Source organism: Rhodococcus sp. NPDC006774, from assembly GCF_040636045.1.
Lineage (GTDB): Bacteria > Actinomycetota > Actinomycetes > Mycobacteriales > Mycobacteriaceae > Rhodococcoides.
Map to the genome: position 1 here is coordinate 209,501 of NZ_JBEYIW010000008.1, position 25,882 is coordinate 235,382.

General features: G+C 65.7%; 24 protein-coding genes and 1 riboswitch. Of the genes, 17 read left to right on the forward strand and 7 right to left on the reverse strand.

The features are described from left to right. Nucleotides 1-29: 29 nt before the first annotated feature. Entirely contained in the window at nucleotides 30-515 is a 486-nt protein-coding gene (locus tag ABZ677_RS15040; RefSeq protein ID WP_358370653.1) for a hypothetical protein, read from the reverse strand. 184 nt (nucleotides 516-699) lie between these two features. Here ABZ677_RS15040 and arc point away from each other — a divergent pair, with 184 nt between their 5' ends. The 5 genes from arc to prcA all read left to right on the forward strand — a co-directional run bounded on the left by arc (nucleotide 700) and on the right by prcA (nucleotide 6,140). Beyond that, complete coding sequence (gene arc, locus ABZ677_RS15045; protein WP_358370544.1) at nucleotides 700-2,463, forward strand: proteasome ATPase; 1,764 nt, start codon at nucleotides 700-702, stop codon at nucleotides 2,461-2,463. 80 nt (nucleotides 2,464-2,543) lie between these two features. Further along, on the forward strand, nucleotides 2,544-4,043 hold the full coding sequence (gene dop, locus ABZ677_RS15050; RefSeq protein ID WP_037189306.1) for a depupylase/deamidase Dop: 1,500 nt from the start codon (nucleotides 2,544-2,546) through the stop codon (nucleotides 4,041-4,043). Nucleotides 4,044-4,237: 194 nt separating this feature from the next. Continuing rightward, on the forward strand, nucleotides 4,238-4,432 hold the full coding sequence (locus tag ABZ677_RS15055; protein WP_008716348.1) for a ubiquitin-like protein Pup: 195 nt from the start codon (nucleotides 4,238-4,240) through the stop codon (nucleotides 4,430-4,432). Continuing rightward, a complete protein-coding gene (gene prcB / locus ABZ677_RS15060; RefSeq protein ID WP_037189305.1) occupies nucleotides 4,429-5,370 on the forward strand; it encodes a proteasome subunit beta in 942 nt (313 codons plus the stop codon). The genes ABZ677_RS15055 and prcB overlap by 4 nt, the downstream gene beginning before the upstream one ends. Then, nucleotides 5,367-6,140, forward strand: coding sequence for a proteasome subunit alpha (gene prcA / locus ABZ677_RS15065; protein WP_094634402.1), 774 nt, complete (start codon nucleotides 5,367-5,369; stop codon nucleotides 6,138-6,140). The genes prcB and prcA overlap by 4 nt, the downstream gene beginning before the upstream one ends. A 33-nt stretch (nucleotides 6,141-6,173) precedes the next feature. Here prcA and ABZ677_RS15070 read toward each other — a convergent pair whose 3' ends face one another. Beyond that, nucleotides 6,174-7,643 (reverse strand): bifunctional phosphatase PAP2/diacylglycerol kinase family protein, encoded by a 1,470-nt coding sequence (locus ABZ677_RS15070; protein WP_037190002.1) that lies wholly within the window; start codon nucleotides 7,641-7,643, stop codon nucleotides 6,174-6,176. Between the two features lie 98 nt (nucleotides 7,644-7,741). Between ABZ677_RS15070 and pafA the strand changes: the two genes are divergently transcribed. The 7 genes from pafA to ABZ677_RS15105 all read left to right on the forward strand — a co-directional run bounded on the left by pafA (nucleotide 7,742) and on the right by ABZ677_RS15105 (nucleotide 16,401). Continuing rightward, nucleotides 7,742-9,100, forward strand: coding sequence for a Pup--protein ligase (pafA, locus tag ABZ677_RS15075; RefSeq protein ID WP_170944814.1), 1,359 nt, complete (start codon nucleotides 7,742-7,744; stop codon nucleotides 9,098-9,100). A 61-nt stretch (nucleotides 9,101-9,161) separates the two neighbouring features. Continuing rightward, nucleotides 9,162-10,154, forward strand: a complete 993-nt coding sequence (locus ABZ677_RS15080; RefSeq protein ID WP_037189303.1) for a YafY family protein — start codon at nucleotides 9,162-9,164, stop codon at nucleotides 10,152-10,154. Further along, nucleotides 10,151-11,146: a YafY family protein gene (locus ABZ677_RS15085; protein ID WP_037189302.1), complete on the forward strand. Its 996-nt coding sequence runs from the start codon at nucleotides 10,151-10,153 to the stop codon at nucleotides 11,144-11,146. The genes ABZ677_RS15080 and ABZ677_RS15085 overlap by 4 nt, the downstream gene beginning before the upstream one ends. An 86-nt stretch (nucleotides 11,147-11,232) precedes the next feature. Continuing rightward, nucleotides 11,233-11,499: a Sec-independent protein translocase subunit TatA gene (tatA, locus tag ABZ677_RS15090; protein WP_037189301.1), complete on the forward strand. Its 267-nt coding sequence runs from the start codon at nucleotides 11,233-11,235 to the stop codon at nucleotides 11,497-11,499. A gap of 110 nt (nucleotides 11,500-11,609) precedes the next feature. Beyond that, nucleotides 11,610-12,581: a twin-arginine translocase subunit TatC gene (tatC, locus tag ABZ677_RS15095; RefSeq protein ID WP_037189300.1), complete on the forward strand. Its 972-nt coding sequence runs from the start codon at nucleotides 11,610-11,612 to the stop codon at nucleotides 12,579-12,581. Between the two features lie 27 nt (nucleotides 12,582-12,608). After that, entirely contained in the window at nucleotides 12,609-15,383 is a 2,775-nt protein-coding gene (locus tag ABZ677_RS15100) for an RNA helicase (protein WP_358370552.1), read from the forward strand. 94 nt (nucleotides 15,384-15,477) lie between these two features. After that, a complete protein-coding gene (locus ABZ677_RS15105) occupies nucleotides 15,478-16,401 on the forward strand; it encodes a DUF4333 domain-containing protein (RefSeq protein WP_358370555.1) in 924 nt (307 codons plus the stop codon). A gap of 19 nt (nucleotides 16,402-16,420) precedes the next feature. On the opposite strand, the gene ABZ677_RS15110 is transcribed toward ABZ677_RS15105, so the two are convergent. Continuing rightward, entirely contained in the window at nucleotides 16,421-17,398 is a 978-nt protein-coding gene (locus tag ABZ677_RS15110; RefSeq protein ID WP_358370656.1) for a 5'-3' exonuclease, read from the reverse strand. 27 nt (nucleotides 17,399-17,425) lie between these two features. Between ABZ677_RS15110 and ABZ677_RS15115 the strand changes: the two genes are divergently transcribed. Both ABZ677_RS15115 and ABZ677_RS15120 read left to right on the forward strand, forming a co-directional pair. Next, a complete protein-coding gene (locus ABZ677_RS15115) occupies nucleotides 17,426-18,568 on the forward strand; it encodes a Xaa-Pro peptidase family protein (RefSeq protein ID WP_358370558.1) in 1,143 nt (380 codons plus the stop codon). Then, nucleotides 18,565-19,143 carry a nucleotidyltransferase family protein gene (locus ABZ677_RS15120; protein ID WP_037189298.1) on the forward strand — a complete coding sequence of 193 codons (579 nt, stop codon included), beginning with the start codon at nucleotides 18,565-18,567 and terminating at the stop codon, nucleotides 19,141-19,143. The genes ABZ677_RS15115 and ABZ677_RS15120 overlap by 4 nt, the downstream gene beginning before the upstream one ends. A gap of 21 nt (nucleotides 19,144-19,164) precedes the next feature. Here the strand turns inward: ABZ677_RS15120 and ABZ677_RS15125 are convergent, their stop codons facing one another. Then, entirely contained in the window at nucleotides 19,165-19,578 is a 414-nt protein-coding gene (locus tag ABZ677_RS15125) for a TIGR03618 family F420-dependent PPOX class oxidoreductase (protein ID WP_037189297.1), read from the reverse strand. 45 nt (nucleotides 19,579-19,623) lie between these two features. Between ABZ677_RS15125 and ABZ677_RS15130 the strand changes: the two genes are divergently transcribed. The 3 genes from ABZ677_RS15130 to ABZ677_RS15140 are packed head-to-tail and all read left to right on the forward strand — an operon-like array spanning nucleotide 19,624 to nucleotide 22,360. Continuing rightward, nucleotides 19,624-20,382 carry an SDR family NAD(P)-dependent oxidoreductase gene (locus ABZ677_RS15130; RefSeq protein WP_358370561.1) on the forward strand — a complete coding sequence of 253 codons (759 nt, stop codon included), beginning with the start codon at nucleotides 19,624-19,626 and terminating at the stop codon, nucleotides 20,380-20,382. Then, on the forward strand, nucleotides 20,355-21,611 hold the full coding sequence (gene cbiE / locus ABZ677_RS15135) for a precorrin-6y C5,15-methyltransferase (decarboxylating) subunit CbiE (RefSeq protein ID WP_358370564.1): 1,257 nt from the start codon (nucleotides 20,355-20,357) through the stop codon (nucleotides 21,609-21,611). The genes ABZ677_RS15130 and cbiE overlap by 28 nt, the downstream gene beginning before the upstream one ends. Then, nucleotides 21,590-22,360 (forward strand): cobalt-precorrin-6A reductase, encoded by a 771-nt coding sequence (locus ABZ677_RS15140; protein WP_358370566.1) that lies wholly within the window; start codon nucleotides 21,590-21,592, stop codon nucleotides 22,358-22,360. Before cbiE ends, ABZ677_RS15140 begins: the two co-directional genes overlap by 22 nt. Here the strand turns inward: ABZ677_RS15140 and ABZ677_RS15145 are convergent. The 3 genes from ABZ677_RS15145 to cobG form a co-directional block, all read right to left on the reverse strand. After that, nucleotides 22,336-23,829, reverse strand: a complete 1,494-nt coding sequence (locus tag ABZ677_RS15145) for a precorrin-2 C(20)-methyltransferase (RefSeq protein WP_358370569.1) — start codon at nucleotides 23,827-23,829, stop codon at nucleotides 22,336-22,338. The two genes, ABZ677_RS15140 and ABZ677_RS15145, sit on opposite strands and share 25 nt — an antisense overlap. Continuing rightward, nucleotides 23,826-24,452: a precorrin-8X methylmutase gene (locus tag ABZ677_RS15150; protein WP_358370571.1), complete on the reverse strand. Its 627-nt coding sequence runs from the start codon at nucleotides 24,450-24,452 to the stop codon at nucleotides 23,826-23,828. The genes ABZ677_RS15145 and ABZ677_RS15150 overlap by 4 nt, the downstream gene beginning before the upstream one ends. Before the next feature lie 68 nt (nucleotides 24,453-24,520). Further along, a complete protein-coding gene (gene cobG / locus ABZ677_RS15155) occupies nucleotides 24,521-25,651 on the reverse strand; it encodes a precorrin-3B synthase (protein WP_358370575.1) in 1,131 nt (376 codons plus the stop codon). A gap of 82 nt (nucleotides 25,652-25,733) precedes the next feature. Continuing rightward, a riboswitch (cobalamin riboswitch) is annotated at nucleotides 25,734-25,809 on the forward strand. Nucleotides 25,810-25,882: the final 73 nt, after the last annotated feature.

Sequence of the window (25,882 nt, forward strand, 5' to 3'; positions counted from 1 at the left end):
GAGCCGCCACCGGCGATTCCGACCTCGGTCTAGGCGCAGGGAGCCTGCCCCATCGCGAGGATCTGGCAGGTGCTGGCATCGGAAAGCTTCCAGTCGCCGTCGATCAGCACCCAGGTCTGCGGGGACGGAGCTGCCGTTCCCTGAGGCGTGGCAATAGCGACGTCGGCGGTGGATGTCTCGCCCTCGACCGTCGGTTCGGCCACCTCGAAGGTGATCGCGCCGTAGTTCGCCAGGGCCGCGGTCATCGTTTCGAGGTTGGTCAAGCGTGCCTGTCCGTTCTCGACCGCGGCCGCCTTCGTCGCCGCGTCGACGTCCGCGGCCACCAGCTGCAGCAGAGATGCTTCGAGTTCGCCGGAGGTCGGCGGCGCGACGGCGGGTGCATCGGTTGCCGTGGCGCTGCTCTCGGCGGCCGACGTCGAATTGTGATCGGTCCGATCGGATTCGTCGGCCGAGCTGCACCCGGCTACCGACATCACTGCTGCCGCGAGCGCGACACCTGCCGAGAAAATGCGCATCTTCACTGGTGAAGCCCCTGATTCCGTGGTCGGTCCGCTGATTGGTCAGGTGAGGCTAACATGAACTCGACCGACGCTCGGGTGCGGTCGAACACACTGCTTCTCCGTCCCGATCGTGGTGTCGGTCCGCACATTCGGGCCGGTGCCGGTAGCGTTGATAGATCGTCACTGGGAGGAGTCGCTCATGAGCTCAACAGACAATCCGGATGTGGCCGCGGCCAGAGCCGAACTGGACGCCGTGCGAGCCGAAGCTGCTTCACTGCGCCGTCAACTGGGGGAGTCCCCCGAGCAGGTACGCGAACTCGAAGGTCGCGTCGATTCGCTCTCGCTCCGCAACGCGAAGCTGATGGACACCCTGAAAGAGGCCAGGCAACAGCTCATCGCGCTCCGCGAGGAAGTGGACCGCCTCGGCCAACCACCGAGTGGCTACGGCGTTCTGCTGAGCGTCTTCGACGATGGAACGGTCGACGTGTTCACCTCCGGACGCAAGATGCGGCTGACGTGCTCACCCAACATCGAGGCCGACTCGCTGGCACCGGGACAGACGGTGCGCCTGAACGAAGCGTTGACCATCGTCGAGGCCTGCACCTTCGACCAGGTCGGCGAGATCAGCACTCTGCGTGAGCTTCTGGGCGACGGATCGAGGGCACTCGTCGTCGGTCATGCCGATGAGGAGCGAGTCGTGTGGCTGGCCAAGCCGTTGATCGACATGGTCAACGACGAGGCTCCCGTCGACCCGGACGAACCGTCCCGCAAACTGCGCCCTGGCGATTCCCTGCTCGTCGACACCAAGGCCGGCTACGCCTTCGAGCGAGTCCCCAAGGCCGAGGTGGAGGACTTGGTCCTCGAAGAGGTGCCGGACGTCGGGTACGAGGACATCGGTGGTCTCGGTCGACAGATCGAGCAGATTCGCGACGCCGTGGAACTCCCGTTCCTGCACAAGGATCTGTTTCGCGAATACTCGCTGCGTCCGCCCAAGGGTGTTCTGCTCTACGGTCCTCCCGGCTGCGGAAAGACGTTGATCGCCAAGGCTGTTGCCAATTCGTTGGCCAAGAAGATCGCCGAGGCACGCGGGCAGGACGCCAAGGAAGCGAAGTCGTTCTTCCTCAACATCAAGGGCCCCGAACTGCTCAACAAGTTCGTCGGCGAGACCGAACGTCACATCCGCATGATCTTCCAGCGAGCACGGGAGAAGGCGTCCGAGGGCACCCCGGTCATCGTGTTCTTCGACGAGATGGACTCGATCTTCCGCACCCGTGGTTCGGGAGTCTCGTCCGACGTCGAGACGACGGTCGTTCCGCAGCTGCTCGCCGAGATCGACGGCGTGGAGGGGCTCGAGAACGTCATCGTGATCGGTGCCTCCAACCGTGAGGACATGATCGACCCCGCGATCCTGCGGCCCGGTCGCCTGGACGTCAAGATCAAGATCGAGCGGCCCGACGCCGAATCGGCACAGGACATCTTCTCCAAGTACCTGACCGATTCACTGCCGGTCAACGCCGACGATGTCGCAGAGTTCGGTGGAGACCGCGCTGCGTGCATCCGAGGGATGATCGACCGCGTCGTCGAGCGCATGTACGCCGAAAGCGACGACAACCGCTTCCTCGAGGTCACGTATGCCAACGGAGACAAGGAAGTTCTGTACTTCAAGGACTTCAACTCCGGTGCCATGATCCAGAACATCGTCGACCGCGCGAAGAAGTACGCCATCAAATCGGTACTGGAAACCGGCAACGGCGGTCTACGAATTCAGCACCTGTTCGACTCCATCGTCGACGAGTTCGCCGAGAACGAAGATCTGCCGAACACCACGAACCCGGACGACTGGGCTCGAATCTCCGGCAAGAAGGGCGAGCGGATCGTCTACATCCGCACGCTGGTCACCGGCAAGAACGCCAGCGCGAGCCGGGCGATCGACACCGAGGCCAACACCGGCCAGTACCTGTAGATCCTGTACAGAGCAGTATCGGGGCGCGTCCGCACAGGGCGCGCCCCGATCTGTGTCCAGGTGCCGTCTAGGCTCGACTCATGCAGCGCATCATCGGTATCGAGGTCGAGTACGGCATTTCTTCGCCCACCGAGCCCACCGCCAATCCGATCCTGACGTCGACCCAGGCAGTGTTGGCCTACGCGGCCGCTGCAGGGGTACCGCGGGCCAAGCGCACGCGCTGGGATTACGAGGTCGAGTCGCCTCTGCGTGACGCTCGCGGCTTCGACCTCGGACGCTTCAGCGGCCCCGCGCCGGTGATCGACGCCGACGAGATCGGCGCAGCCAACATGATTCTCACCAACGGTGCTCGCCTGTACGTCGATCACGCTCACCCCGAGTACTCGGCTCCGGAGGTACGTGACCCGCTGGATGCAGTGATCTGGGACAAAGCAGGCGAACGCGTGATGGAAGCTGCCGCCCGCCATGCGTCGAGCGTCCCGGGAGCACCGCGCCTTCAGCTGTACAAGAACAACGTCGACGGTAAGGGTGCGTCGTACGGCACCCACGAGAACTACCTGATGTCGCGCGAGACACCGTTCTCGGCCGTCGTCGCCGGTCTGTCGCCGTTCTTCGCCTCGCGGCAGGTCATCACCGGGTCGGGACGCGTCGGAATCGGCCAGTCCGGTGACGAAGCGGGCTTCCAGCTCTCGCAGCGGGCGGACTACATCGAGGTGGAGGTGGGCCTGGAGACCACCCTCAAGCGCGGCATCATCAACACGCGCGACGAACCGCACGCGGATGCGGACAAGTACCGCCGCCTGCACTGCATCATCGGCGACGCGAATCTCGCCGAGATGTCGACCTACCTCAAGGTCGGCACCACAGCGCTCGTGCTCGACCTCATCGAAGCGGGGGTCGACCTGTCCGATCTGCAGCTGGCCAGGCCGGTGACCGCAGTCCATCAGATCAGCCACGATCCGACGCTGCGCAAGGCCGTCGCTCTCGCCGACGGCCGCGAACTGACGGGTCTTGCGCTGCAGCGGATCTACCACCAGCGCGTTGCGAAATTCGTGGCTGCCGAGGGCAGCGACGATGCGCGCGCACTGGACGTGCTCGACAAGTGGGCCATGGTTCTCGACCTTCTCGAACGAGATCCGATGGAGTGCGCACATCTGCTGGACTGGCCGGCGAAACTGCGCCTGCTCGAAGGGTTCCGCCAGCGGGAGGGGCTCGGGTGGTCGGCTCCGCGGCTGCATCTGGTCGACCTGCAGTACTCCGATGTGCGGCTGGACAAAGGACTCTACAACCGGCTGGTTGCTCGTGGGTCGATGGATCGACTGGTCACCGAGCAGCAGGTGCTCGATGCCGTCGGCACCCCGCCGGACGATACGAGGGCGTACTTCCGCGGCGAGTGCCTACGCAAGTTCGGGGCCGACATCGCTGCAGCGAGCTGGGACTCGGTCATCTTCGATCTCGGCGGCGACTCCCTCGTTCGCATCCCGACCCTCGAGCCGCTCAGAGGCACCAAAGCGCACGTCGGGGCACTGCTCGAGTCGGTCGACAGCGCCGCAGAACTCGTCGATCAGCTCACCAACTGACGCACCCGAGAACCGGTGCCGACTATTCGCGGTGTCTTGCCAACCGGCGGAGTCGGTCTGTCGGTAGGGTAAAGGTCCGTGCACTTTCGGCGGAACGTTCGGTTGCACTTGCACATCCACGACGGTGCACCTGGAATCGACCGGTGAGAGTGCAGTAGATCTGTTTTCTCGATATACGGAGGAGGTCGGCGACTATGGCACAGGAGCAGACACGGCGCTCTGGCGGCGGCGACGACGATGAGGTTCCCGGCGACACCGGAGCCGGTGGTCAGGAACGACGCGAGAAGCTGGCCGAGGAGACCGACGACCTTCTCGACGAGATCGACGACGTGCTCGAGGAAAACGCCGAGGACTTCGTCCGCGCCTACGTTCAGAAGGGCGGCCAGTGACGGTGGATCGTTCGGACCCGCGGTCGGTCGGCGACGGCACGGCGATCCCCTTCGGGTCCAGCAGCTCGTCGTTCTCCGATTACCTGCGTCAGCACGCCCCTCATCTGTTGCCCGAGAGCGGTATCGCAGCGGATCTGGCGTCTCACACCGCGAACGGCGGCTCGGACAAGTCCGGCATCGCTCCGCATGGGACGACGATCGTCGCACTGACCTACGCGGGCGGAGTTCTGATCGCCGGTGATCGGCGTGCCACGCAAGGCAATCTGATCGCCAATCGCGACATGCAGAAGGTCTACGTCACCGACGACTACTCCGCTGCGGGCATCGCCGGGACGGCAGGCATCGCGATCGAACTGGTACGGCTCTTCGCCGTCGAACTCGAGCACTACGAGAAGATCGAAGGCGTGCCGCTCACGTTCAACGGCAAGGCCAACAAGCTGTCGTCGATGGTGCGAAGCAACCTCGGTGCCGCGATGCAGGGGCTCGCCGCCGTCCCGTTGCTGGTCGGATTCGACATCGACATCTCGGATCCGGATCGAGCCGGACGGATCGTGTCCTACGACGTGGTCGGTGGGCGCTACGAGGAGCGTTCGGGCTACCACGCGGTGGGATCGGGATCGCTGTTCGCCAAGTCCGCGCTCAAGAAGCTCTATCGCCCCGGAATGACCGAGGAGGAGGCGATACGTGCGGCGGTGGAATCGCTGTACGACGCCGCCGACGACGATTCGGCCACCGGTGGTCCCGACGTCACCCGCGGGATCTACCCGACGGCCGTCGCCATCACCAGCGTCGGGGCGGACGATGTTGCGCACGAGCGAATTTCGGCTGCAGCTCGGTCCGTCCTCGCGGAGCGAACCGAGAGTGCAGCGCATTCCGGCGGCGCCGAGCATCACACCCGGGCCGGCCAACAAGTGAGCGAAGGGGGTAGCGCACCATGACGATGCCGTACTACGCATCTGCCGAACAGATCATGCGCGATCGTTCGGAGTTGGCGCGCAAGGGAATCGGCCGCGGCCGCAGCGTCATCGTGCTGACGTACGCGGACGGGGTCCTGTTCGTGGCCGAGAACCGTTCGACAGCGTTGCACAAGGTGAGCGAACTCTACGACCGGATCGGCTTCGCAGCCGTGGGCAAGTACAACGAGTTCGAGAACCTGCGCAAGGCCGGTATTCAGCACGCCGACATCAAGGGATACACCTACGATCGGCGTGACGTGACCGGCCGTTCGCTCGCCAAGACGTATGCGCAGGCACTCGGCACGATCTTCACCGAGCAGCTCAAACCGTACGAGGTCGAGATCTGTGTCGCGGAGGTGTCGCATCAGGACGAGCCGATCGCGACGCAGCTCTACCGCATCACCTACGACGGATCCATCGTCGACGAGCAGGATTTCGTCGTCATGGGCGGGACGACCGAGCCGATCGTGGCTGCACTGAAGGACACGTACCGCTCCGGGCTCGATCTCGCCGACGCGGTTCGTGTCGCCGTCGACGCACTCACGGCAGGTCCGGCGACACCGCCTGCGGCGGGCGGCGAGCCGGAGAAGAAGGTTCTCGAGGTGTCGGCGCTCGAGGTTGCGGTGCTGGACCAGGGGCGGCCGCGACGAGCGTTCAGACGCATTGCCGGAGCCGCGTTGGAGGACATGTTGCCGACGCCGACTGCGGCGGTCGAGACGGTACCCGACACCGAGGGTGCACCGCCTTCCTGACGGTCGGTCCCCACACTCGTACGGCCTCGTGCGCTACCGCTTCCGGTAGAGCGCGAGGCCGTTCTTGTCACTGGTGAACTCGAACGACGTTCCGTCGCCCACCACTTCGCCGTCGGCCGCGAGCGCGACGGCGGCACCCTCCACCTCGACGGTCAGCTTCTTCACCGCTCGACGGACGTAGGCGGGCGACGAGCCGAGGGTGCCGGTCAACGTTGCACACAGCAGTCTGGTCCTGGATGCCTTCGGCTCCGACGGCAGAAACCGAACATCGAGCGTTCCGGTGTGAATGCTGCTGCGAGACATGGGGACCTGGTCTGTCGGTACGTAGTTGCCGTTACCGACGAACAGCATCCAGACCGAGTGCCTGGTGCCGTCGAGCCGGATGTTCAGCGGTTCGGCAGCAGCCAGCACCCTCGTCATCGCGATCGCGGCGGCCGGCCATTTGCCGATTCGGCGCTGCAGCTTCTGACGCAGCCGCACCGAGTCGGGGTAGCCACCGAATGTGGCGGTGTTGACGAACGACACGCTGCGGCCGTCGACGGACACCTCGGCGATGTCCACCAGTTCGGCGGTGCCCGCTTCGACGGCAGCAGCAGTGTCCTCCACGACGGTCAGCCCGGTGTCGCGAGCGAAGTGGTTGAGGGTGCCACCCGGAAATGCTGCGAGCGGCAAGCCGTTCCGCACCGCCGATGCGGCAACACTGACCACCGTGCCGTCGCCACCGCAGACACCGAGGGCGCGCGGAGACGTGCTTCGAATCCGCTGCTCCAGTTGCTCGTTGAAGTCCTGATCGGGATCGGGCACGAACAGATCGGCGTCGGGAAGTGCTCGACGGATCGCATCGGGCACCGCTTCCGAATCGTCGCCCGAACCCGGATTGACCAGCACCAGCAGCCCCCGGCCGCCGTGCAGTGGCTCGACCTCGGCCGGGGAGCCCAGATCGGCGGGCTTTTCCGACCGCACGGCCCACCAGCGACGGGTGGACAATGCGATGGCCGAGCCGAGAGCGGCACCGGCGATGACGTCCGTCGGCCAATGCACCCCGACGTGGACCCGCGAATAACACACCGCGGCCGCGACGGGTGCCAGCAGCGCGCCCGCCACCGGGGATTCGATCGCCACCGCCGTGACGAACGCAGCCGCCGACGCCGAATGCCCGGAGGGAAACGACGACGACACCGGCGGAGCCAGGACCTGGCGCAGGACGGGAACCGACTCGGAATCGGGACGAGTCCTTGGGAACAGCGGTTTGAGCAGCCCGTTCGCCACCGAGCTCGCACCCGCCAGCGCCACGAGACCCCGAACGCCGCCGCGTCGGGCCGGGCCACCTGCAGCCACGAGAAGTGCGGCCGCGCCGAGCCACAGACGACCGTGGTCGGCGGCGTTACTCAGTGCGCGCAGGCCGCCGTCAGCTCTGCTCTGCCGCAGGGCGGCACTTCGAGCAACCAGGGACAGATCCCACGCGTGAACGGTCGTCGAGATCGAGGTGCGCGTGGAAGTCATGACGCCCAGCCTAGGCACGTGCGACGGCATCTTCACGGACGGACGACATCGGGGCGCTCCGACACATCGTTTCGAGGGTTGCGTTGTAGTGTCGAAGTGTGCAGCGACGAATTATGGGCATCGAGACAGAGTTCGGTGTCACATGTACTTTCCACGGACATCGACGGCTGAGTCCGGACGAAGTGGCTCGCTATCTGTTTCGCCGAGTCGTCTCGTGGGGTCGCAGCTCGAATGTGTTCCTTCGCAACGGTGCCCGCCTGTACCTCGACGTGGGCTCGCACCCCGAGTACGCCACCGCCGAGTGCGACAGTCTGCTGCAGTTGGTCACCCATGACCGCGCCGGCGAGCGGGTCTTGGAAGACCTGCTCATAGACGCCGAGCAGCGCCTGGCAGAAGAGGGCATCGGGGGCGATATCTATCTGTTCAAGAACAACACCGACTCGGCGGGAAACTCCTACGGCTGCCACGAGAACTTCCTCGTCCAGCGTGCCGGTGAGTTCTCCCGAATCTCGGACGTGCTGCTGCCGTTCCTGGTCACGCGCCAGTTGATCTGTGGCGCAGGCAAGGTACTCCAGACGCCGAAGGCTGCGACGTTCTGCCTGTCGCAGCGCGCCGAGCACATCTGGGAAGGCGTCTCCTCGGCAACCACTCGTTCCCGGCCGATCATCAACACTCGCGACGAACCGCACGCCGACGCCGAGAAGTACCGCCGCCTGCACGTCATCGTGGGCGACTCGAACATGGCCGAGACGTCGACGATGCTCAAGGTCGGAACGGCAGCCCTCGTTCTCGAAATGATCGAGGCGGGTGTGTCCTTCCGAGATTTCGCATTGGACAATCCGATTCGCGCCATCCGCGAGGTCAGTCACGATCTCACCGGACGGCGTCCCGTTCGACTGGCCGGGGGACGACAGGCCAGCGCCCTCGACATTCAGCGCGAGTACTACGCACGAGCCGTCGAGCACCTCAAGACGCGCGAGCCGAACACTCAGGTGGAACAGGTCGTCGACCTGTGGGGACGAACGCTCGACGCCATCGAGACCCAGGATTTCGCGAAGGTGGACACCGAGATCGACTGGGTCATCAAGCGCAAACTGTTCCAGCGTTACCAAGACCGGTACTCGATGGAGCTGTCCGATCCCAAGATCGCTCAGTTGGACCTGGCTTACCACGACATCAAGCGCGGCCGGGGAGTGTTCGACCTGTTGCAGCGCAAGGGGTTGGCCAAGCGCGTCACCGAGGACGAACAGATCGACGAGGCCGTGGACCTGCCGCCCCAGACTACCCGAGCCAAGCTGCGCGGAGAATTCATCACGGCCGCCCAGGAGGCAGGTCGCGACTTCACGGTCGACTGGGTGCACCTCAAGCTCAACGATCAGGCTCAGCGAACCGTGCTCTGCAAGGATCCGTTCCGCTCGGTCGACGAGCGAGTGGAGAGGCTGATCGCGTCGATGTAGTGCCCGACGCAGTCGGGTCGTTACCGCTGCGGCCACCCACGAGCAACTAGGCTCGACTGTCGTGGCCACCACCAAAGTCGAACGCCTGATGAATCTGGTCATCTGTCTGCTGTCGACACGTCAGTTCCTCACCGCGGAGTGGATCCGCGAGAGCGTTGCCGGATACGACGACTCCACCAGCCACGAAGCGTTCAGCAGGATGTTCGAGCGGGACAAGAACGAACTGCGTGACCTCGGTGTCCCGTTGGAGACCGGTACCGCCACCAGATTCGGTGGCGTCGAGGGCTATCGCATCAACCGCGATGCCTACGAACTGCCCGACATCGACCTCACCAGCGAGGAATCGGCCGCCGTCGCGGTCGCCGTCAAGCTGTGGGAGTCGCCCGAACTCACCTCCGCGGCACAGAGTGCGTTGCTCAAACTCCGAGCCGCGGGAATTCAGGTCGACCAGAACGAGTCCGCCGCGTCGGTGACCGCGGTTCCCGCACGCACTCGCGGCTCCGAACCTGCGCTGGGAGCCTTGCTGGCCGCGATCGACGACGGCAAGTCGGTGCGGTTCCAACACCGCCCGTCGTTGACCGAGCCGTTCACCACCAGAACCGTCCAGCCCTGGGGTGTCGTGACGTTTCGCGGTCGCTGGTATCTGGTGGGACACGACGTGGACCGCAACGACACCCGCACGTTTCGCCTCTCCCGAATCGGCGACGAGGTCAAGTCGTTCGGCACCCCGCAGAGCGTCCGCAGGCCCGACGGCGTCGATCTGCAGGACATCGTCCGTCGAGTCGCGGGTACGTCCTCGGTATCGGGCACGGCCCGGGTATGGCTGCACGACGGAAGGGCGCTGGAATTGCGCAGGATGGGAACGGTGGTCGGCGTGCAGAGCCTCGGTACCCGCAGCGGCACTGTCGTCGAGGTTCCCGTGCGGTCCTGGGATTGGATCTCGCGGTTGATCGCAGGTCACGGAGCGGATGCGGTGGTACTCGAACCCGCCGAGCTGCGCGCAGACGTGATCTCGACCCTGCAGACAGCGGCCGACGTGGAGAACGAGCGATGAGCGCGCGACTGTCGGTTCGGCTGGCCAGGTTGCTCAACATGGTGCCGTTCTTCATGGCGAATCCCGGGTTGAGCGCCGAGGAGGCCGCGCGGGAGCTGGGGGTGTCGACGGCGACGCTGATGGCCGATCTCAATCAGCTCTGGATGTGCGGTCTGCCCGGCTACGGCCCGGGTGATCTGATCGATCTGTCGTTCTCCGAGGAGAGCATCGACGTGACGTTCTCGGCCGGGATCGATCGACCGCTACGCCTGACGTCGACCGAGGCGACGGCTCTGTTGGTTGCGCTTCGATCTCTGACGTCGATGCCCGGCATGGTCGACCCGTCCGCCGCTCAGCGAGCGATCGCGAAGATCGAGACCGCAGCAGGCTCGGCGGCGGCCAACGTGCCACTTTCGTCCGATCACGACGGAGCAGGTGCAGAGGAGGGCCCGGTCTCGAGTACCGTCCGATCTGCCCTGCGTCACCGGCACGCGTTGGAACTGACCTACTACTCCGCGTCGCGGGATGTCGTCACCGAGCGAACCGTCGACCCGATCAGGACGGTGGTCGTCGACGACCACAGCTACGTGCAGGCGTGGTGCCGAAGCGCCGAGGGAGTTCGACTGTTCCGGTTCGACCGCATCGACTCGGCCACCGAGCTCGACGAACCGGCCGCGCCGCCGGAATCGGTGCAGGACGAGGACGCCTTCGAGATCTTCAACGACGATCCCTCGCTGTCGCAGGCGCGGCTGAAGGTGTCGCCTGCCTTCACCTGGATCCTGGACTACTACCCGATGACACAGGTCGCTGCGGATGCGGACGGGTCGATAGTGGTCACGATGCGGTTCGCGACGCTGCAGTGGATGACTCGGTTGACGTTGGGCTTCGGCGGCGGCGTCACGGTACTGGCACCTGAATCCTTGGTGAACTCCGTCCGCGACCGAGCGCGTTCGGCCCTGGATGCGTACGCCGAGCTCGACGCCACCGGCGTGGACGGCACCGTCGCCACATGAACGCGGGGCAAACCCGCGGCCGCCGCTGCCGGAGGCGGTACCCGCGGTCGGGTACGCTCGATTCATCTGATCTGTAGGAGGTTCGCATGGGATTCACCAGTCCCTGGCACTGGGCCATCGTTGCGGTGGTCGTCATCATTCTGTTCGGTTCCAAGAAGCTGCCCGAGGCTGCTCGCGGACTCGGCCGGTCGTTGCGCATCTTCAAGAGCGAGGTGAAGGAGATGCAGAACGACGGCAAGTCGGACGCCGACACTGCGACGGCACAGCAGCCGACCGCTCCCGCACAGCTGCCCTCGCCTGCGCCCGTCGTGCAGCCGAACAGCGAGACCCAGCACGACGCCAAGTCTGCCTGAGCGCACGGCCGCTCAGCACACCTTCGGTGCCAAGTGGCACCGAAGGTTCACTGCTGTCGGTGACGGCCCTCCGCCGCCGTCCGACCGAAGAAGGCTGACCGTAGAACACCATGCGCATTCCGTTCGATCCGCGGCGTAGCAAGCGCCGAGTCAATCCCGACGGCACCATGTCGTTGGTCGATCACCTGTACGAGCTGCGAACCCGGCTCCTGTGGTCGTTGGTAGCAGTTGCAGTGACGACTGCTTTCGGGTTCTTCTGGTACTCGCACACCATCTTCGGCGTCGAGAGCCTCGGCGACCTCCTACGGGGTCCCTACTGCACGCTCGATCCCAGCCTTCGCGCGAATCTGAGCAACGACGACCAGTGTCGTCTGTTGGCGACCGGACCGTTCGATCAGTTCCTGTTGCGATTCAAGGTCGCGTTCACCGCCGGTGTCGTGCTGGCCTGCCCCATCTGGCTGTATCAGATCTGGGCGTTCATCACGCCGGGCCTGTACGCCAACGAACGTCGACACGCGGTGTCGTTCGTCTCCGCAGCGGCAGCGCTTTTCGTCGCCGGAGCCGTCCTGGCCTACTTCGTGGTCGCCAAAGGCCTGCACTTCCTGCTCTCCATCGGTGACAACGTGCAGATCACTGCCCTGAGCGGCGATCAGTACTTCGGATTCCTGATCAACCTCCTCATCATCTTCGGCGTCAGTTTCGAGATTCCGTTGCTGGTCGTCGCCCTGAATTTTGTCGGCGTACTCACCTACGAGCGACTCAAGGCATGGCGTCGAGGTCTCATCTTCGGGCTGTTCGTCTTCGCGGCCATCGCAACTCCGGGGCAGGACCCGTTCTCGATGCTGGCCTTGGCCTTGGCGTTGACGGTTCTCTTCGAGATGGCAGTGCAGATTGCGCGGATTCACGACAAGCGTAAGTTGCGCAAGAGAAGAGACGAATGGGGTGATGTGTCAGATGACGAAGCAACACGTATCGAAGGCGCAAGTACGATCGAGTCCCCACACGCTGTCGCTCCGACACCGCCGCCCAGCGGATTCGGTGCTGCGACCCGCACCCAGTCACAGTACGACGACACCATCTGATTCCGGCCGCTTCGTTGGGACCAGCGCATGACGGAGACTACGGCGGACGTCCAGCTGAGTCCGAAACCTACTCAGCTGCAACGCTTCTCGGCCGAACTCGGTTTCCCGCTCGATCGGTTCCAGGTCGATGCATGTACTGCTCTGGAGAACGGCCACGGCGTTCTGGTCTGTGCCCCCACCGGTGCCGGCAAGACCGTCATCGGCGAGTTCGCGGTGCACCTGGCGCTCGCCGCGGGACGTAAGTGCTTCTACACCACCCCGATCAAGGCGCTGAGCAACCAGAAGTTCGCCGAGCTGACCGCGCGGTACGGGCGCGACACGGTCGGGCTGCTGACCGGAGACTCGTCGATCAACCCCGATGCCCCCATCGTCATCATGACGACCGAAGTGCTGCGCAACATGCTCTACGCATCATCGGACGCGTTGCGGGGCCTCTCGCACGTCGTCATGGACGAGGTGCACTACCTGGCCGACCGTTTCCGAGGCGCGGTGTGGGAAGAGGTCATCCTGCACCTGTCCGACGACGTTCGACTGGTCAGCCTGTCGGCAACGGTGAGCAACGCCGAGGAGTTCGGTGCCTGGATGAGCACGGTTCGCGGTGACACCTCCGTCGTGGTGGACGAGAACCGCCCGGTGCCCCTCTCGCAGCACATCATGGTGGGCCGCCGATTGTTCGATCTGTTCGACACGCGAGCCCAGTCTGCCGACGGCAGCCAGAAGATCGTCGTCGATCGGGAACTCGTCCGGCACGTCAAACAGCGTCAGTCCCTCGACTCGATGGACCGCTGGCACGCTCCACACAGCAGAGGCCGCGGCGGTCGGTCAGGCGGCGGCGGTCGAGGTGGCGGCCATGGCAGTGGCGCGAACAACCGCCCGCTGGCCCGTCCCGATGTGATAGCCAAGCTCGACGAAGAGGGTCTGCTCCCTGCGATCACCTTCATCTTCAGCCGCGCCGGGTGCGACGGCGCTCTGACCCAGTGCATGCGTTCGCGGCTGGTGCTGACCACGCCCGAGCAGGCGGAGGAGATTCGGTACATCGTCGAGAAGCACACCTCGGAGCTGCCGCGCGAGGACCTGGAGGTTCTGGGTTTCTGGGAGTGGCGCGACGCACTCGAGCGCGGATTCGCCGCCCATCACGCCGGGATGTTGCCGGTCTTCCGGCACACCGTCGAGGAGTTGTTCGTCAAGGGCCTGGTCCGGGCGGTGTTCGCCACCGAGACGTTGGCTCTCGGGATCAACATGCCTGCCCGAACCGTCGTGCTCGAGAAGCTGGTCAAGTTCAACGGTGAGACACACGCCGAGTTGACGCCGGGGGAGTACACCCAGCTGACCGGCCGGGCCGGACGCCGCGGCATCGATGTCGAAGGACATGCCGTCGTGCTGTGGCAGCCGGGCACGGAGCCGACCGAGGTCGCGGGTCTGGCGTCGACCCGTACGTTCCCGCTGCGCAGTTCGTTCGCGCCGGCGTACAACATGTCGATCAACCTGATCGAGCAGTTCGGTGCAGCCGATTCACGTCTGTTGCTCGAAAGGTCGTTCGCACAGTTCCAGGCCGACCGCTCCGTCGTCGGGATGGTTCGCGGTATCGAGAAGAACATGCAGACGCTGGAGGCGCTCGGTGCACGCCTCGGCGGCCCCGACGGGGAGTACTTCGAGTATGCGCGGCTGCGCGAACGACTGAAGGATCGCGAGAAGACCCTCGAACGCCAGAACAGATCCGATCGGCGAGACAAGGCAGTCGATTCGCTGCGCGCACTGCGCCGCGGCGACGTGATCTCGGTGCCGACCGGTCGCCGCAGCGGCCTTGCCGTGGTTCTCGAGCCCGATGACGACCGAGCCGATCCGCGTCCGCTCGTACTGACCGAGGACAAGTGGGCCGGCCGACTCTCGGCAGCGGACTTCCCTTCTCCTGCCACACCTCTGGGCACCATGCGGCTGCCCCGTTTTGTCGACCATCGCACGGCGAAGACCAGGCGAGACCTCGCAACCGCCCTGGTGACGCGCGGAATCTCGCAGCCGTCGGACCGCATCCGACGCAAATCGACCGCAGCGGACGACAAGGAACTGGCCACCCTTCGACGAGCCATCCGATCGCATCCGGTGCACGCGCGCCCCGACCGCGACGTGCTCGGCCGCACCGGTGAGCGATACAACCGGTTGGCGCGAGAGACCGAAACGATGCGGCAGAAGGTATCGGCGACGACGAACTCCCTCGCCCGGACCTTCGACCGCATCCTGGCCTTGCTCGCCGACCGCGGTTACGTGACGGCAGGCAAGGATCCGAAGGTCACCGACGACGGCGCGCGGCTGAGTCGGATCTATTCCGAGTCCGATCTGCTGGTCGCCGAGTGCTTGCGCGGCGGCCTGTGGCAGGGCCTTTCTCCGGCGGAACTGGCGGCCGTGGTCTCGGCTGTGGTCTACGAGTCCAGGTCGGAGGGTGACATCACTCCGCACGGTCCGACGGGTCCGATTCGACACGCGCTGACCGAGACCGTGCGGGTGTGGCACGAGCTGCGGTCCGACGAAGTTCGGCACAAGCTTCCCCCGACGAGAGAACCCGACATGGGCTTCGTGAAGGCGATCTACAAGTGGGCGTCGAACCATTCGTTGGTCGATGCTCTCGTCACAGCGGGTGACAACGGCAAAGCACTCTCGGGTGGAGACTTCGTGCGTTGGTGTCGGCAGGTGATCGACCTGTTGGATCAGGTTCGGCTCGCTGCCCCGGAGCCGGAACTGTCGCGAACTGCGGCGCGGGCGATCGCAGCTCTCCGCCGCGGCGTGGTCGCGGTCGATGCCGCATGACGGGACCGAATCCGACTGCCGGGTCGGTACAGCGGCGAGTCGTACGGGCGGGTTACTGTACCCCCGACGAATCCGAATTTTCAGTGGAGGCGAGATGAGCGGCCCATACGGTCCGAACGATCCGGACAACAGCTGGTCGCGCAAGCCCGATCAGCAGGACGGCGCCGCGAAAGACACGCCGGAGACGCAGCCTGGTGGTTCTTCGGCCGAGTCACAGACTCCGACGCCTTCGGCGTGGGGTCAGTACGGACAGCCGCCGGCCGCGCCCTACGGCGAACCCGGCCAGACGGCGTACGGGCAGAGCCCACAGCAGCCCGGCGGCCAGTACCCTCAGGGCCAATACCCTCAGGGGCAGTACCCCCAAGGGCAATACCCTCAGGGCCAATACCCCCAAGGCCAATACCCACCCGCCGGCTATCCGCAGGGGCAGTACCCCCAGGCCCCGAACGCGCAGGGCGGCTATCCCCAGGGACAGAACCCCACCGCGCAGTACCCCGCCGGTCAGCAGTACGGCGCACCCTATCCCGGTGCCGGCGCGCCTGCATCGGGCGATGCGGCATACCAGAACCCCTACGCACCACAGCAATTCGGTAGTGGGCAATACGGGCCAGGGCAATACGGTCAGCAACCACAGCAGCCTTGGAATCCCAACCAGCAATATCCCAACCAGCAATATCCGAATCAGCAGGGGCCCGGGCAGCCCGGGGCCAAGTCGAAGACGCCCCTGATCATCGCAGGTGCCGTGGTCGCAGTAATCGCGGTGATCGCTGTGGTGTCGTTCTTCGCGTTCGGACGCACGACCACCCTCGATACTGCGGCGGCAGAGGAGGGCATTCGCACGGTCGTCACCGAGTCCTACGGTGCGTCCGACGTCTCCGGTGTGTCCTGTCCCCAGGACATCGAGGTCAAGGCCCGGACCAGTGTCGATTGCACCCTGACGGTCGACGGTGCTTTCAAGACGGTGACGTTGACCTTCCTCGACGACGACGCCAACTACGAGGTCTCTCTACCCAAGTAGACCCGTTTCGGTCACTCGGTCAGGTCGTCGACGCCGTGGCCGCCATCGCAGCGACGAGGCGGGCCACGGCGTTCTCGATACCGAGGGTCTCTGCGAGCGTGTTCAGCGCGTCGAGATCGGCGGGCTCGGCCGGAAGCTCGTCGGACTTCGACAGGACCACATCGGCGTCGGTGACAACCCGGACGACGGGCAGCGCCGCGTCCAGGTAGTCGCCGGCATTGGCCAGCTTCGCTCGGATGCCCTTGGCCATGTCCGACGACGGGTCGAGTGCCGCAGCGCGCAACGCACCGACGGATTCGTAGGTCATCATCAGGCTCGATGCCGTCTTCTCCCCGATACCTTTGACGCCGGGCAGGCCGTCGGAGGCATCGCCGCGCAGCAAGGCGAGTTCCGCGTACGCCGCACCCGCTCGATGAAATGGCACCCCGTAGCGCTCGGAAACCAGTGCGGGATCGAACAATTCGGCTTTGGCCAGCCCACGTCCCACGTAGAGAACGCGCACCTCGTTCGGCTCGTCGGCGGCAACCTGAAGCAGGTCTCGGTCTCCACTGACCACGACCACGGGGTCCTGACGCTCGCGCGCGGCCAGGGTCCCCAGCACGTCGTCGGCTTCGAGACCGTCTGCGCCCGCGGTCGCGATCCCCAATGCGGCGAGCACATCCATGATCATGTCCACCTGCGGTGTCAGCGTTTCCGGAACTTCTTCGCTCTCGGCGACCTCCGGGGCAGCCTCGGCCACACGGTGCGCCTTGTAGGACGGCACGAGATCGACGCGGAACTGTGGCCGCCAGTCCAGATCGAGACACACGGCCAGTCGGCTGGGTTCGGTGCGCGCGATCAACGCCGAGATCATGTCGAGGAAGCCGCGAACGGCATTGACGGGTCGCCCGTCTGGGGCCGTAATCGACTCGGGCAGTGCGTAGTAAGCCCTGAACCACAGGCTCGCACCGTCGAGGAGCAGCAACGGAGACTTTCCGGGGGCGGTCATGGCGCTCATCTTGCCGTACGGCATTAGCCTGAAGGTATGAGTGTCGATTCTTCGGTCAGTTCCTCACGTTTCTCCAGCGATGTCTATGCGTCCAGGCTCGCCCGCGCGGCTCGCCTGACGTCGGAAGCGGGCTTGGATGCCCTGTTGATCACGCCGGGTCCGGATCTGCAGTACCTGATCGGCTCGAAGGCCAGCTCGTTCGAGCGTCTCATCGCTCTGGTGGTTCCGGCGGACGGCAGCACCCCCACGGTCGTCGTTCCGCGGCTCGAGCTCGCCGCGCTGGGTGATTCCGCGGCTCAGGAGCTGTCTCTGACGCTCGTCGACTGGGTCGACGGTGTGGATCCGTACGCACTGGTGTCGGCCGCTGTTCCCGGCGGAACGAGAACAGCCGTCGCCGACGCCATGCCCGCCCTGCATTTCGTGCCGCTGGCCGGTGTCTTCGGCACGGTCCCTGTACTGGCCACGGACGTGCTGCGCGAACTTCGTATGGTCAAGGATGCAGCCGAGATCGACGCGTTGCGGCGCGCCGGTCACGCCATCGACCGCGTGCACGCCCGGATGGGTGAATGGCTTCGAGTAGGCCGCACGGAAGCTCAGATCGCGTCGGACATCGCGGCCGCGATCGTCGAAGAAGGCCACACAGCACCGGAATTCATCATCGTCGGATCCGGGCCTCACGGTGCCGATCCGCATCACGAGGTATCCGATCGAGTCGTCGAGGCGGGCGACATCGTGGTGATCGACATCGGGGGACCCGTCGCACCGGGATACAACTCCGACTCGACCCGGACCTACAGTCTCGGCGAGCCGCAGGCGGAGATCGCCGAGCAGTACGCGGTACTGGAGCGGGCCCAGCAGGCAGCTGTCGATGCGGTGGTGCCCGGTGTCACGGCGCAGTCCATCGATGCGGCCGCCCGCGCCGTCCTGGTCGACGCCGGTCTGGGGGAGGCGTTCCTCCACCGCACCGGTCACGGGATCGGCCTGTCGGTACACGAGGAGCCGTACATCGTTGCGGGTAACGACATCACGCTGACCGAAGGGATGGCGTTCAGCATCGAGCCGGGAATCTACTTCCGCGGACGGTGGGGTGCACGCATCGAGGACATCGTCGTGGTCACCGCAGACGGGTGCGAGTCGGTCAACCTCAGGCCGCACGGTCTGGCCGTCCTGCCGGTGTGACGCCACCGGACGAGACCGACTTCGTCTCGATCGTTCGATCCAATCCCGCTGTCGGCGAGATTCTTCGACGCGCACCGCAGCTCGGGCTGCCCGGGTGGTATCTGACGGCGGGTGGCCTCTTCCAGACGGTGTGGAATCACCTGGCCGGTCGGGATCTTCGTGCGGGTATCCGGGACTACGACTTCTTCTACTTCGACGACTCCGATCTGTCCTACGAAGCGGAGAACGAGGTGATCGAGTCCGCGGCCTCGGTGTTCGCCGACCTCGGTGTGGACGTCGAAGTACGCAACGAGGCGCGCGTACACCTGTGGTACGAGCAGCATTTCGGCTCTGCGATCGCGCCGTACCGAAGTACCGAGGATGCGATCGATCATTTCGTCTCCACCACGTGCTGCTTCGGCATCACCACCGACGAGGGCGGAACGGACGTCGTGTACGCACCGCACGGATTCGACGATCTCTTCGCGGGAATCGTGCGGCCGAACCCGCGGTTACCGATGCAGCACGTGTACGAGGCGAAGGCTGCTCGGTGGATCACCGAATGGCCGAACCTGACCGTCCTACCCTGGGCGTGAGGGTCGAGGAGGTGGCTCTCGTCAGCGATTCAGCAGCGAACGGCTACCCAGCACGCGCTGCACCTGTATCTCGATGACGACCCGGGTGGGGTTCTCCCTGGGTACGCGGTAGCGCTGCGCATAGCGGTTCTCCGCATCGACGACCGATTCACGGTCGTTTCGCACCGACGCGGGCCCCTCCAACGTCAGCCAGCGGGCGCCGTCGATCTGAGTGACCGCGGCGTAGGCGCCGCGACCGGCGTTGATCGCCTTCTGCGACACGTCGTTGGTGATGACCCGAGCACATCGGGATTCGGCATCGTAGGTGAAGCCGACGGCGACGACGTGCGGAGTTCCGTCGGGTCGCAGTGTCGTCAGAGTGGCCAGGTGCCGCTCGGCAAGGAATTCGAATGCGTCGTCGGCGAGGGCAGTCGCGTCTGCGGGGATTGCGGCCATGCCCCGACTGTAGTGAATGCGATTTCATCGGCAAGACTGGTCGGCGTGAGCAGACGAGGAGAACCCGCGGCCGGAACGCTGTTGCTGTTGGGCGGTCGCAGCGAGATCGGACTCGAGGTCGCTACCCGACTCGCGTCGGGGCGCACCGTCGTACTGGCCGCTCGGCGCAGCACCGACCTCGATGCCCAGCAACGACGAGTGCAGCAGGCGGGCGCGGACGCCGTCCACACCGTCGAGTTCGACGCGAACGCGATGGACACTCACGCCGAGCTTCTCGGCCGGGTTGCCGAGCGACACGGTCCTATCGGGATCGTGGTGCTGGCGTTCGGGATCCTCGGGGATCAAGCGCGTGCCGAGGACGACGCGCAGCACGCTCTCGACGTCATCACCACCGACTTCCTGGCTCAGGTTTCGGTGCTGACCCACGCCTCGACACTGCTGCGAGCACAGGGGAGTGGCGACCTGGTCGTGTTCTCGTCGGTCGCGGGTGTTCGAGTGCGACGCGCCAACTACGTGTACGGATCCGCGAAGGCCGGTCTCGACGGGTTCGCCAGCGGACTGAGCGACTCACTGCACGGCAGCGGGGTGCATCTCCTGCTCGCACGTCCCGGATTCGTCATCGGTTCCATGACCGACGGGATGACACCGGCACCCATGTCGAGTACGCCGGATCAGGTCGCCGAAAGCGTCGTCGCGGCGCTGCGCAAGCGTCGGGCCAGCGTGTGGATACCTGGGACTCTGCGACCGGTGTTCTTCGCCATGCGTCTACTGCCGCAATGGCTCTGGCGCAGAATGCCGCGCTGATGGTGGCACCCGAGCCCACTCCGATCGTGGTCGTGGGAATCGGTGCTGACGGTTGGGACGGACTGTCTCTCGGTTCCCGCACGGCCGTCGAGCAAGCAGATGTGGTGTTCGGCTCCGCTCGCCAGGTCGCGGGGGTACGGGAGCACTGCACCGAGACCAGGACATGGCCCAGTCCGTTGGTGCCGAATCTGCGGCCGATGATCGACGCCTGCGCAGGTTCTCGCGTGTGCGTGCTGGCCAGTGGGGATCCGATGTTCCATGGCATCGGGGTGACGCTGGCGCGGGAGTTCGGTGCCGAGCGCTTGAGGGTGCATCCGGCCCCGTCCTCGGTGTCGTTGGCGTGTGCCCGGTTGGGCTGGGCGCTCCACCACACCACGACGGTGTCACTGGTGAACAGTCCGGCCGAGACGGTGTTGCCCGAATTGGCCGACGGTCGTCGGATACTGGTGTTGAGCCGGGGCAGCAGCACGCCGGGTGAGATCGCGGTGGTGCTGTCCGCCAACGGTTTCGGAGCGAGCGAGATGACGGTCCTCGAACAGCTCGGCGGACCGGCCGAGCGCATCGTCGGCGGGATTGCGCGAGAGTCGACGTTCGAGAGCGTCGACCCACTCAATGTCGTTGCACTGCTGTGCGTCCGAGATCCCGACGCTGCCCGCCACACCCGCATTCCCGGCCTGGCCGATTCCGCGTACACCGGGGACGGTCAGATGACCAAGCGGGAAGTTCGAGCACTGACACTCAGCGCGTTGGCGCCAGGGCCCGGAGAGCTGTTGTGGGACATCGGGGGCGGATCGGGAACAATTGCCATCGAATGGATGCGGACCGACGAATCCTGTCGTGCAGTGACGTTCGAGAGTTCGCAGGCGCGCCGTGAGCAGATCGAGACCAATGCACTGCATCTGGGAGTTCCGGGCCTCGTGGTGTACGGCGGTGCCCCGGAGAGTTTCGCGGTGGTCGCGGACGCAGACGCGGCACCGGATGCGGTGTTCATCGGTGGTGGGTTGACCGGCACCGACATGCTCGAAGCGTGTTGGGCCGCGGTGCGCACCGGCGGACGAGTGGTAGCCAATTCGGTGACCGCCGAATCGGATTCGTTGTTGCTGACCGCTGCCGCGAAGTACGGCGGAGAGCTCCGCAGGTTCCAGATCTATCGTGGTGAACCGCTGGGCGCGTTCACGACGTGGAGACCGCAGCTGCCGGTCACACAATGGAGTGCGACCAAACGGTGAAAGTCCTGATTCTCGGTGGTACGACGGAGTCGCGGGCACTCGCGGCCGCTCTGGGCACGGTGCAGGGGATCGAGACGATCACCTCGCTGGCCGGCCGGGTCGCCGAGCCGATACTGCCCGTCGGGCCGACGCGAATCGGCGGCTTCGGGGGTCCGGATGCCCTTGCAGTGTGGCTGCGAGACAACACGATCGACGTGGTGGTGGACGCGACACACCCGTTCGCCTCCACCATCGCGGCGCACGCCGAACAGGCCACTCGGGCAGCGTCGGTCGCGCTCCTGGTGCTGACGCGGCCACCGTGGACCGCGGGCGAGGGTGATCGATGGACCTCGGTTTCCTCGTTGCCCGACGCGGCGTCGGCGATCACCCCCGGCAGCCGGGTGTTCCTCACGACAGGCAGGCAGGGTGTTCACCATTTCGCAAGTGTCGATCACTCGTGGTTTCTGGTCAGGGCGATCGACCCTCCGACAGGTCCGGTGCCGCCGCACATGTCACTGCAACTGAGCCGTGGGCCCTTCGACGTCCACCACGAGTCGATGATGCTCGCAGACAACCGAATCGACCTGTTGATCACCAAGAACAGCGGCGGCGACATGACGCGAGCCAAACTCGATGCGGCACGTGCAGCCTCGATCCCGGTGCTGATGGTCGACCGTCCAGCATCACCTACTGCGGCACCGACCGTGCACGCGGTCGCCGCGGCCGTGGACTGGTTGACGAATCGCTATGCGCTGCCTGCTGATGGGTAGCGCCTGGACGTGAACACCTTCGGCCCGCTTCCCGTCTCCACCACCGTCGTCATCGACGATCCGATGATGAGCAGGCACCGCATGTCGATCGACTCCGGGTCGAGTTCGCCGAGCGTCACGGTACGAACGGATTCCTGCGGGCCGCCCACTGCGCGTCCGATGACCACGGGGGTGTGCGGCGAACGATGCTCGAGCAGAAGCTCTTTCATTGCCGCAACCTGCCAGGTACGTGACTTGGACGCCGGGTTGTAGATCGCGATCGCCATGTCGGCTCCTGCGACAGCCGAGAGCCGCGCTGCGACGACGTCCCAGGGCTTGAGGCGGTCGGAGAGGGAGACGACCGCGTAGTCGTGACCCAGTGGTGCACCCACTCGACTGGCGACGGCGTTGGCGGCCGTCATTCCGGGCACCACCCGCACCGGTACCGAGTTCCACTGCTGCTCGGCTGCCACTTCGATCACGGCGGTGGCCATCGCGAACACACCCGGATCGCCCGAGGAGACCACCGCTACCCGTCGGCCCTGCTTGGCGAGATCGAGTGCGAACGCCGCTCGTTCGGACTCGACCTTGTTGTCACTGGCGTGCCGAATCTGCCCGGGCCTCGGCGGTACCCGATCGATGTAGGTGACATAGCCGACCAGATCGGTGGCGGCGGCGAGTTCGGCGCGCACCTCGTCGGTCGTCCATGCGTCGTCGCCGGGGCCGAGGCCGACGACGACCACTTCTCCGGTGCCGGTGGGTGTTTCGGCTCGGTTGGACGGGCTCGGCACGACGATCATCGAGAAGTACGGCACGTTGTCGGCGTCGGCGGCGTCGAGTATTCGCTGCTGGGACGTGCTGGCGCGTTCCACGTAGCGCGCCTCGTCGAGGCGGCCGGAACGCTCGAGTGCCTCGAGCACCGTCGGGTAGGTCCGGCCCAGTTTCATGATGACAGCCGCGTCGGTGCCGCGCAGTCGACGCGTGAGTTCGTCTGCGGGCAGTGTGCCGGGAAGCACGGTGAACACTTCGTCTCGCTCCACGAGCGGAGTTGCCAGCGCGGCCGAGGCCGCGCTGACCGACGTCACGCCGGGCACGACCTCGACATCGAAGCGGTCGGCCAACCGTTTGTGCATGTGCATGTAGGAGCTGTAGAACAGCGGATCGCCCTCGGCGAGAAGTACTACGGAGCGTCCGGCGTCCAGATGGGTTGCCAGCCGTGCGGCAGCGGATTCGTAGAACTCGTCGATCGCACCCTGATATCCGCCGGGATGCGCCGTGGCCTCTGTGGTCACCGGATAGACGAGATGTTCCTCGAGCTGCCCGTCCCGCATGTACCCGGCCGCCAGTCCGCGGGAGATGCTGCGACCGTGCTGTGCACTGTGGAAAGCAACCACATCGGCCTCGGCGATCACGCGAGCGGCCTTGACGGTCAACAGCTCCGGGTCTCCGGGACCGACGCCGACTCCCCACAGTTTTCCGGTAGTACTCATTCCTGTTCACTCGCAATGGCATTGACGGCCGCGACGGTGATGGGGCTGCCACCACGTCTGCCTCGAACGACCAGGTACTCCACGCCGAGGTCGGCAGCGATCAGATCTTCCTTGGACTCCGCTGCTCCGATGAAACCGACCGGGCCGCCGACGATGGCCGCAGGCTTCGGCGCTCCGGCAGCCAGCATCTCCATCAGGTGAAAGAGCGCCGTCGGTGCATTGCCGATCGCTACGACGGCACCGTCGAGCTTGTCGCCCCACAACTCCAGCGCCGCAGCAGTTCTCGTGGTGCCCATCCTTTTCGCCAAATCCGGTACCCGAGGATCGGACAGCGTGCACAGCACCTCGTTGTCGGCGGGCAGTCGGCGACGAGTGATGCCTGCGGCGACCATGTTGGCGTCGCACAGAATCGGCGCGCCCGCGTTCAGTGCCGCGCGAGCGGAGGTCACGACGGCTGGGGTGTACCCGATGGTCTCGGTCAGATCGATCTCTCCGACCGCGTGAATCATGCGCACGACGACCTGCGCAACGTCCGGTGAGAACCGAGACAGATCTGCTTCGGCACGGATGGTCGCGAACGATTGTCGGTAGATCTCCGCGCCGTCGCGGACGTAGTCGTGCATGCGTTTCACGATAGGGGAGAGGGACCCCTCAGCAGAAAGCCGGTCGCACCTCCGGCGCAGGCACCGACTCAGGACACGCGGTAGCCGATTCCTGTCGCGATGACGTCGGTCACTTCGCCCTTGGGTCGTCCGCACCGCCGTTCGCACCCGGACCAGTGTTGCCGCTCGTCGCGCGGAGTCATCCGGGCATCGACTGCCGCGGAGAGGTCGGCTCGTACGTCGGCCAACGACTTCTCGCACCCCGGCGATCCGGTGCACGAGCTGACGCGAATCCACGGTGATGCCGCGTCGAAGATCAGTCCCATCGGGGCGAGTACGCGGACGACCTGTCCGGCCGGTTCCTCGTCCAGATCACACACGATCAGCGATCGCCACGGGGTCATGATCAGCGGGCGGTCGATGGCCGCGAGGAACTCGGCGAGCCGCGCCCCGAGCACGCCGTTGGCCAATCCCGCAGCCAGCGCCACCAGGCCGTCGTCCTGGTCGAGCCATCCGATCGGTGGCACCTCCACGGGCGCGGGCATCGACACCACGGGGCCGGCCGAGAGCCCGAGGCGGTCGACGATCCGGGCCGGTCCGTCGTCCAATTCGGCCACCCGCCACTGGGACTGCCGCAGCTCCACGAAGGCACCTGCGCAGTCCAGCAGCGTCGACACGACGCCGTCGCGGTCCACGCGAACGCCGCTGTCCCGGCCCGCCAACAGCACCGCGTAGGACCCGTCGGACTGGGCGTAGGCACCGAAATCCGGTTCCAGTCCGCACAGGTCGCCTCGGCCGTCGTCGAGAGCGAACAGCGTCCTACCCGGCAGGTCGGCCAGATCGGGTCGCGCACGCAGGCCCTCGTCCAGCCCACCGACCAGGGCACGCACATCGGTGAGACCGCCCACCCGGCCCGACAGTGGGGAGGCGAGGATGTTGCGCACTCGCTCGTGAGTCGACGACGGAAGCAGCCCTGCATCGGCCAACCTGGTCGCGAAGTCGTCCGGGTCCGACACCGCGCGGACCTGGATGTTGCCCCGCGAGGTCAGCTCCAACGTGCCGTCACCCAACTCCGCGGCGGCCTGTGCCAACACCTGCATCTGCCCCGGCAGCAAAACCCCGCCCGGCAGGCGGACCCGCGCCAGCGGACCGTCCGCGGCCAGATGCGTCGTCAGCGCTCCGGGGCAGCCGTCGGGCACCGACCTCTCTGGCGAACTCATGGTCACCAGGCTACAAGCGCAACGGGTGGCCCGATTCCACGCTCGCCCCGGTAGCATTCGATGTCCACGGCTCCGGCCGAGAGGAAACCGGCGAGAATCCGGTACGGTCGCGCCACTGTGACGGCCTTCGATCCTTCGGGTCGGGGCTGGAGTCAGACCCTTTCGCCGACGAGTCGAAGAGCAGTTTTCACCGATTTTCAGGGGCGCGAAACCCCCGAGGAGGGCGTTACC

Excerpts from the sequence above, each read along its gene's own strand:
- ABZ677_RS15040 (WP_358370653.1), bottom strand. The coding sequence starts at position 515 with ATGCGCATTTTCTCGGCAGGTGTCGCGCTCGCGGCAGCAGTGATGTCG.
- arc (WP_358370544.1), top strand. The coding sequence starts at position 700 with ATGAGCTCAACAGACAATCCGGATGTGGCCGCGGCCAGAGCCGAACTG.
- dop (WP_037189306.1), top strand. The coding sequence starts at position 2,544 with ATGCAGCGCATCATCGGTATCGAGGTCGAGTACGGCATTTCTTCGCCC.
- ABZ677_RS15055 (WP_008716348.1), top strand. The coding sequence starts at position 4,238 with ATGGCACAGGAGCAGACACGGCGCTCTGGCGGCGGCGACGACGATGAG.
- prcA (WP_094634402.1), top strand. The coding sequence starts at position 5,367 with ATGACGATGCCGTACTACGCATCTGCCGAACAGATCATGCGCGATCGT.
- ABZ677_RS15070 (WP_037190002.1), bottom strand. The coding sequence starts at position 7,643 with ATGACTTCCACGCGCACCTCGATCTCGACGACCGTTCACGCGTGGGAT.
- ABZ677_RS15085 (WP_037189302.1), top strand. The coding sequence starts at position 10,151 with ATGAGCGCGCGACTGTCGGTTCGGCTGGCCAGGTTGCTCAACATGGTG.
- tatA (WP_037189301.1), top strand. The coding sequence starts at position 11,233 with ATGGGATTCACCAGTCCCTGGCACTGGGCCATCGTTGCGGTGGTCGTC.
- tatC (WP_037189300.1), top strand. The coding sequence starts at position 11,610 with ATGCGCATTCCGTTCGATCCGCGGCGTAGCAAGCGCCGAGTCAATCCC.
- ABZ677_RS15100 (WP_358370552.1), top strand. The coding sequence starts at position 12,609 with ATGACGGAGACTACGGCGGACGTCCAGCTGAGTCCGAAACCTACTCAG.
- ABZ677_RS15105 (WP_358370555.1), top strand. The coding sequence starts at position 15,478 with ATGAGCGGCCCATACGGTCCGAACGATCCGGACAACAGCTGGTCGCGC.
- ABZ677_RS15110 (WP_358370656.1), bottom strand. The coding sequence starts at position 17,398 with ATGAGCGCCATGACCGCCCCCGGAAAGTCTCCGTTGCTGCTCCTCGAC.
- ABZ677_RS15115 (WP_358370558.1), top strand. The coding sequence starts at position 17,426 with ATGAGTGTCGATTCTTCGGTCAGTTCCTCACGTTTCTCCAGCGATGTC.
- ABZ677_RS15125 (WP_037189297.1), bottom strand. The coding sequence starts at position 19,578 with ATGGCCGCAATCCCCGCAGACGCGACTGCCCTCGCCGACGACGCATTC.
- cbiE (WP_358370564.1), top strand. The coding sequence starts at position 20,355 with ATGGCTCTGGCGCAGAATGCCGCGCTGATGGTGGCACCCGAGCCCACT.
- ABZ677_RS15140 (WP_358370566.1), top strand. The coding sequence starts at position 21,590 with ATGGAGTGCGACCAAACGGTGAAAGTCCTGATTCTCGGTGGTACGACG.
- ABZ677_RS15145 (WP_358370569.1), bottom strand. The coding sequence starts at position 23,829 with ATGAGTACTACCGGAAAACTGTGGGGAGTCGGCGTCGGTCCCGGAGAC.
- ABZ677_RS15150 (WP_358370571.1), bottom strand. The coding sequence starts at position 24,452 with ATGCACGACTACGTCCGCGACGGCGCGGAGATCTACCGACAATCGTTC.
- cobG (WP_358370575.1), bottom strand. The coding sequence starts at position 25,651 with ATGAGTTCGCCAGAGAGGTCGGTGCCCGACGGCTGCCCCGGAGCGCTG.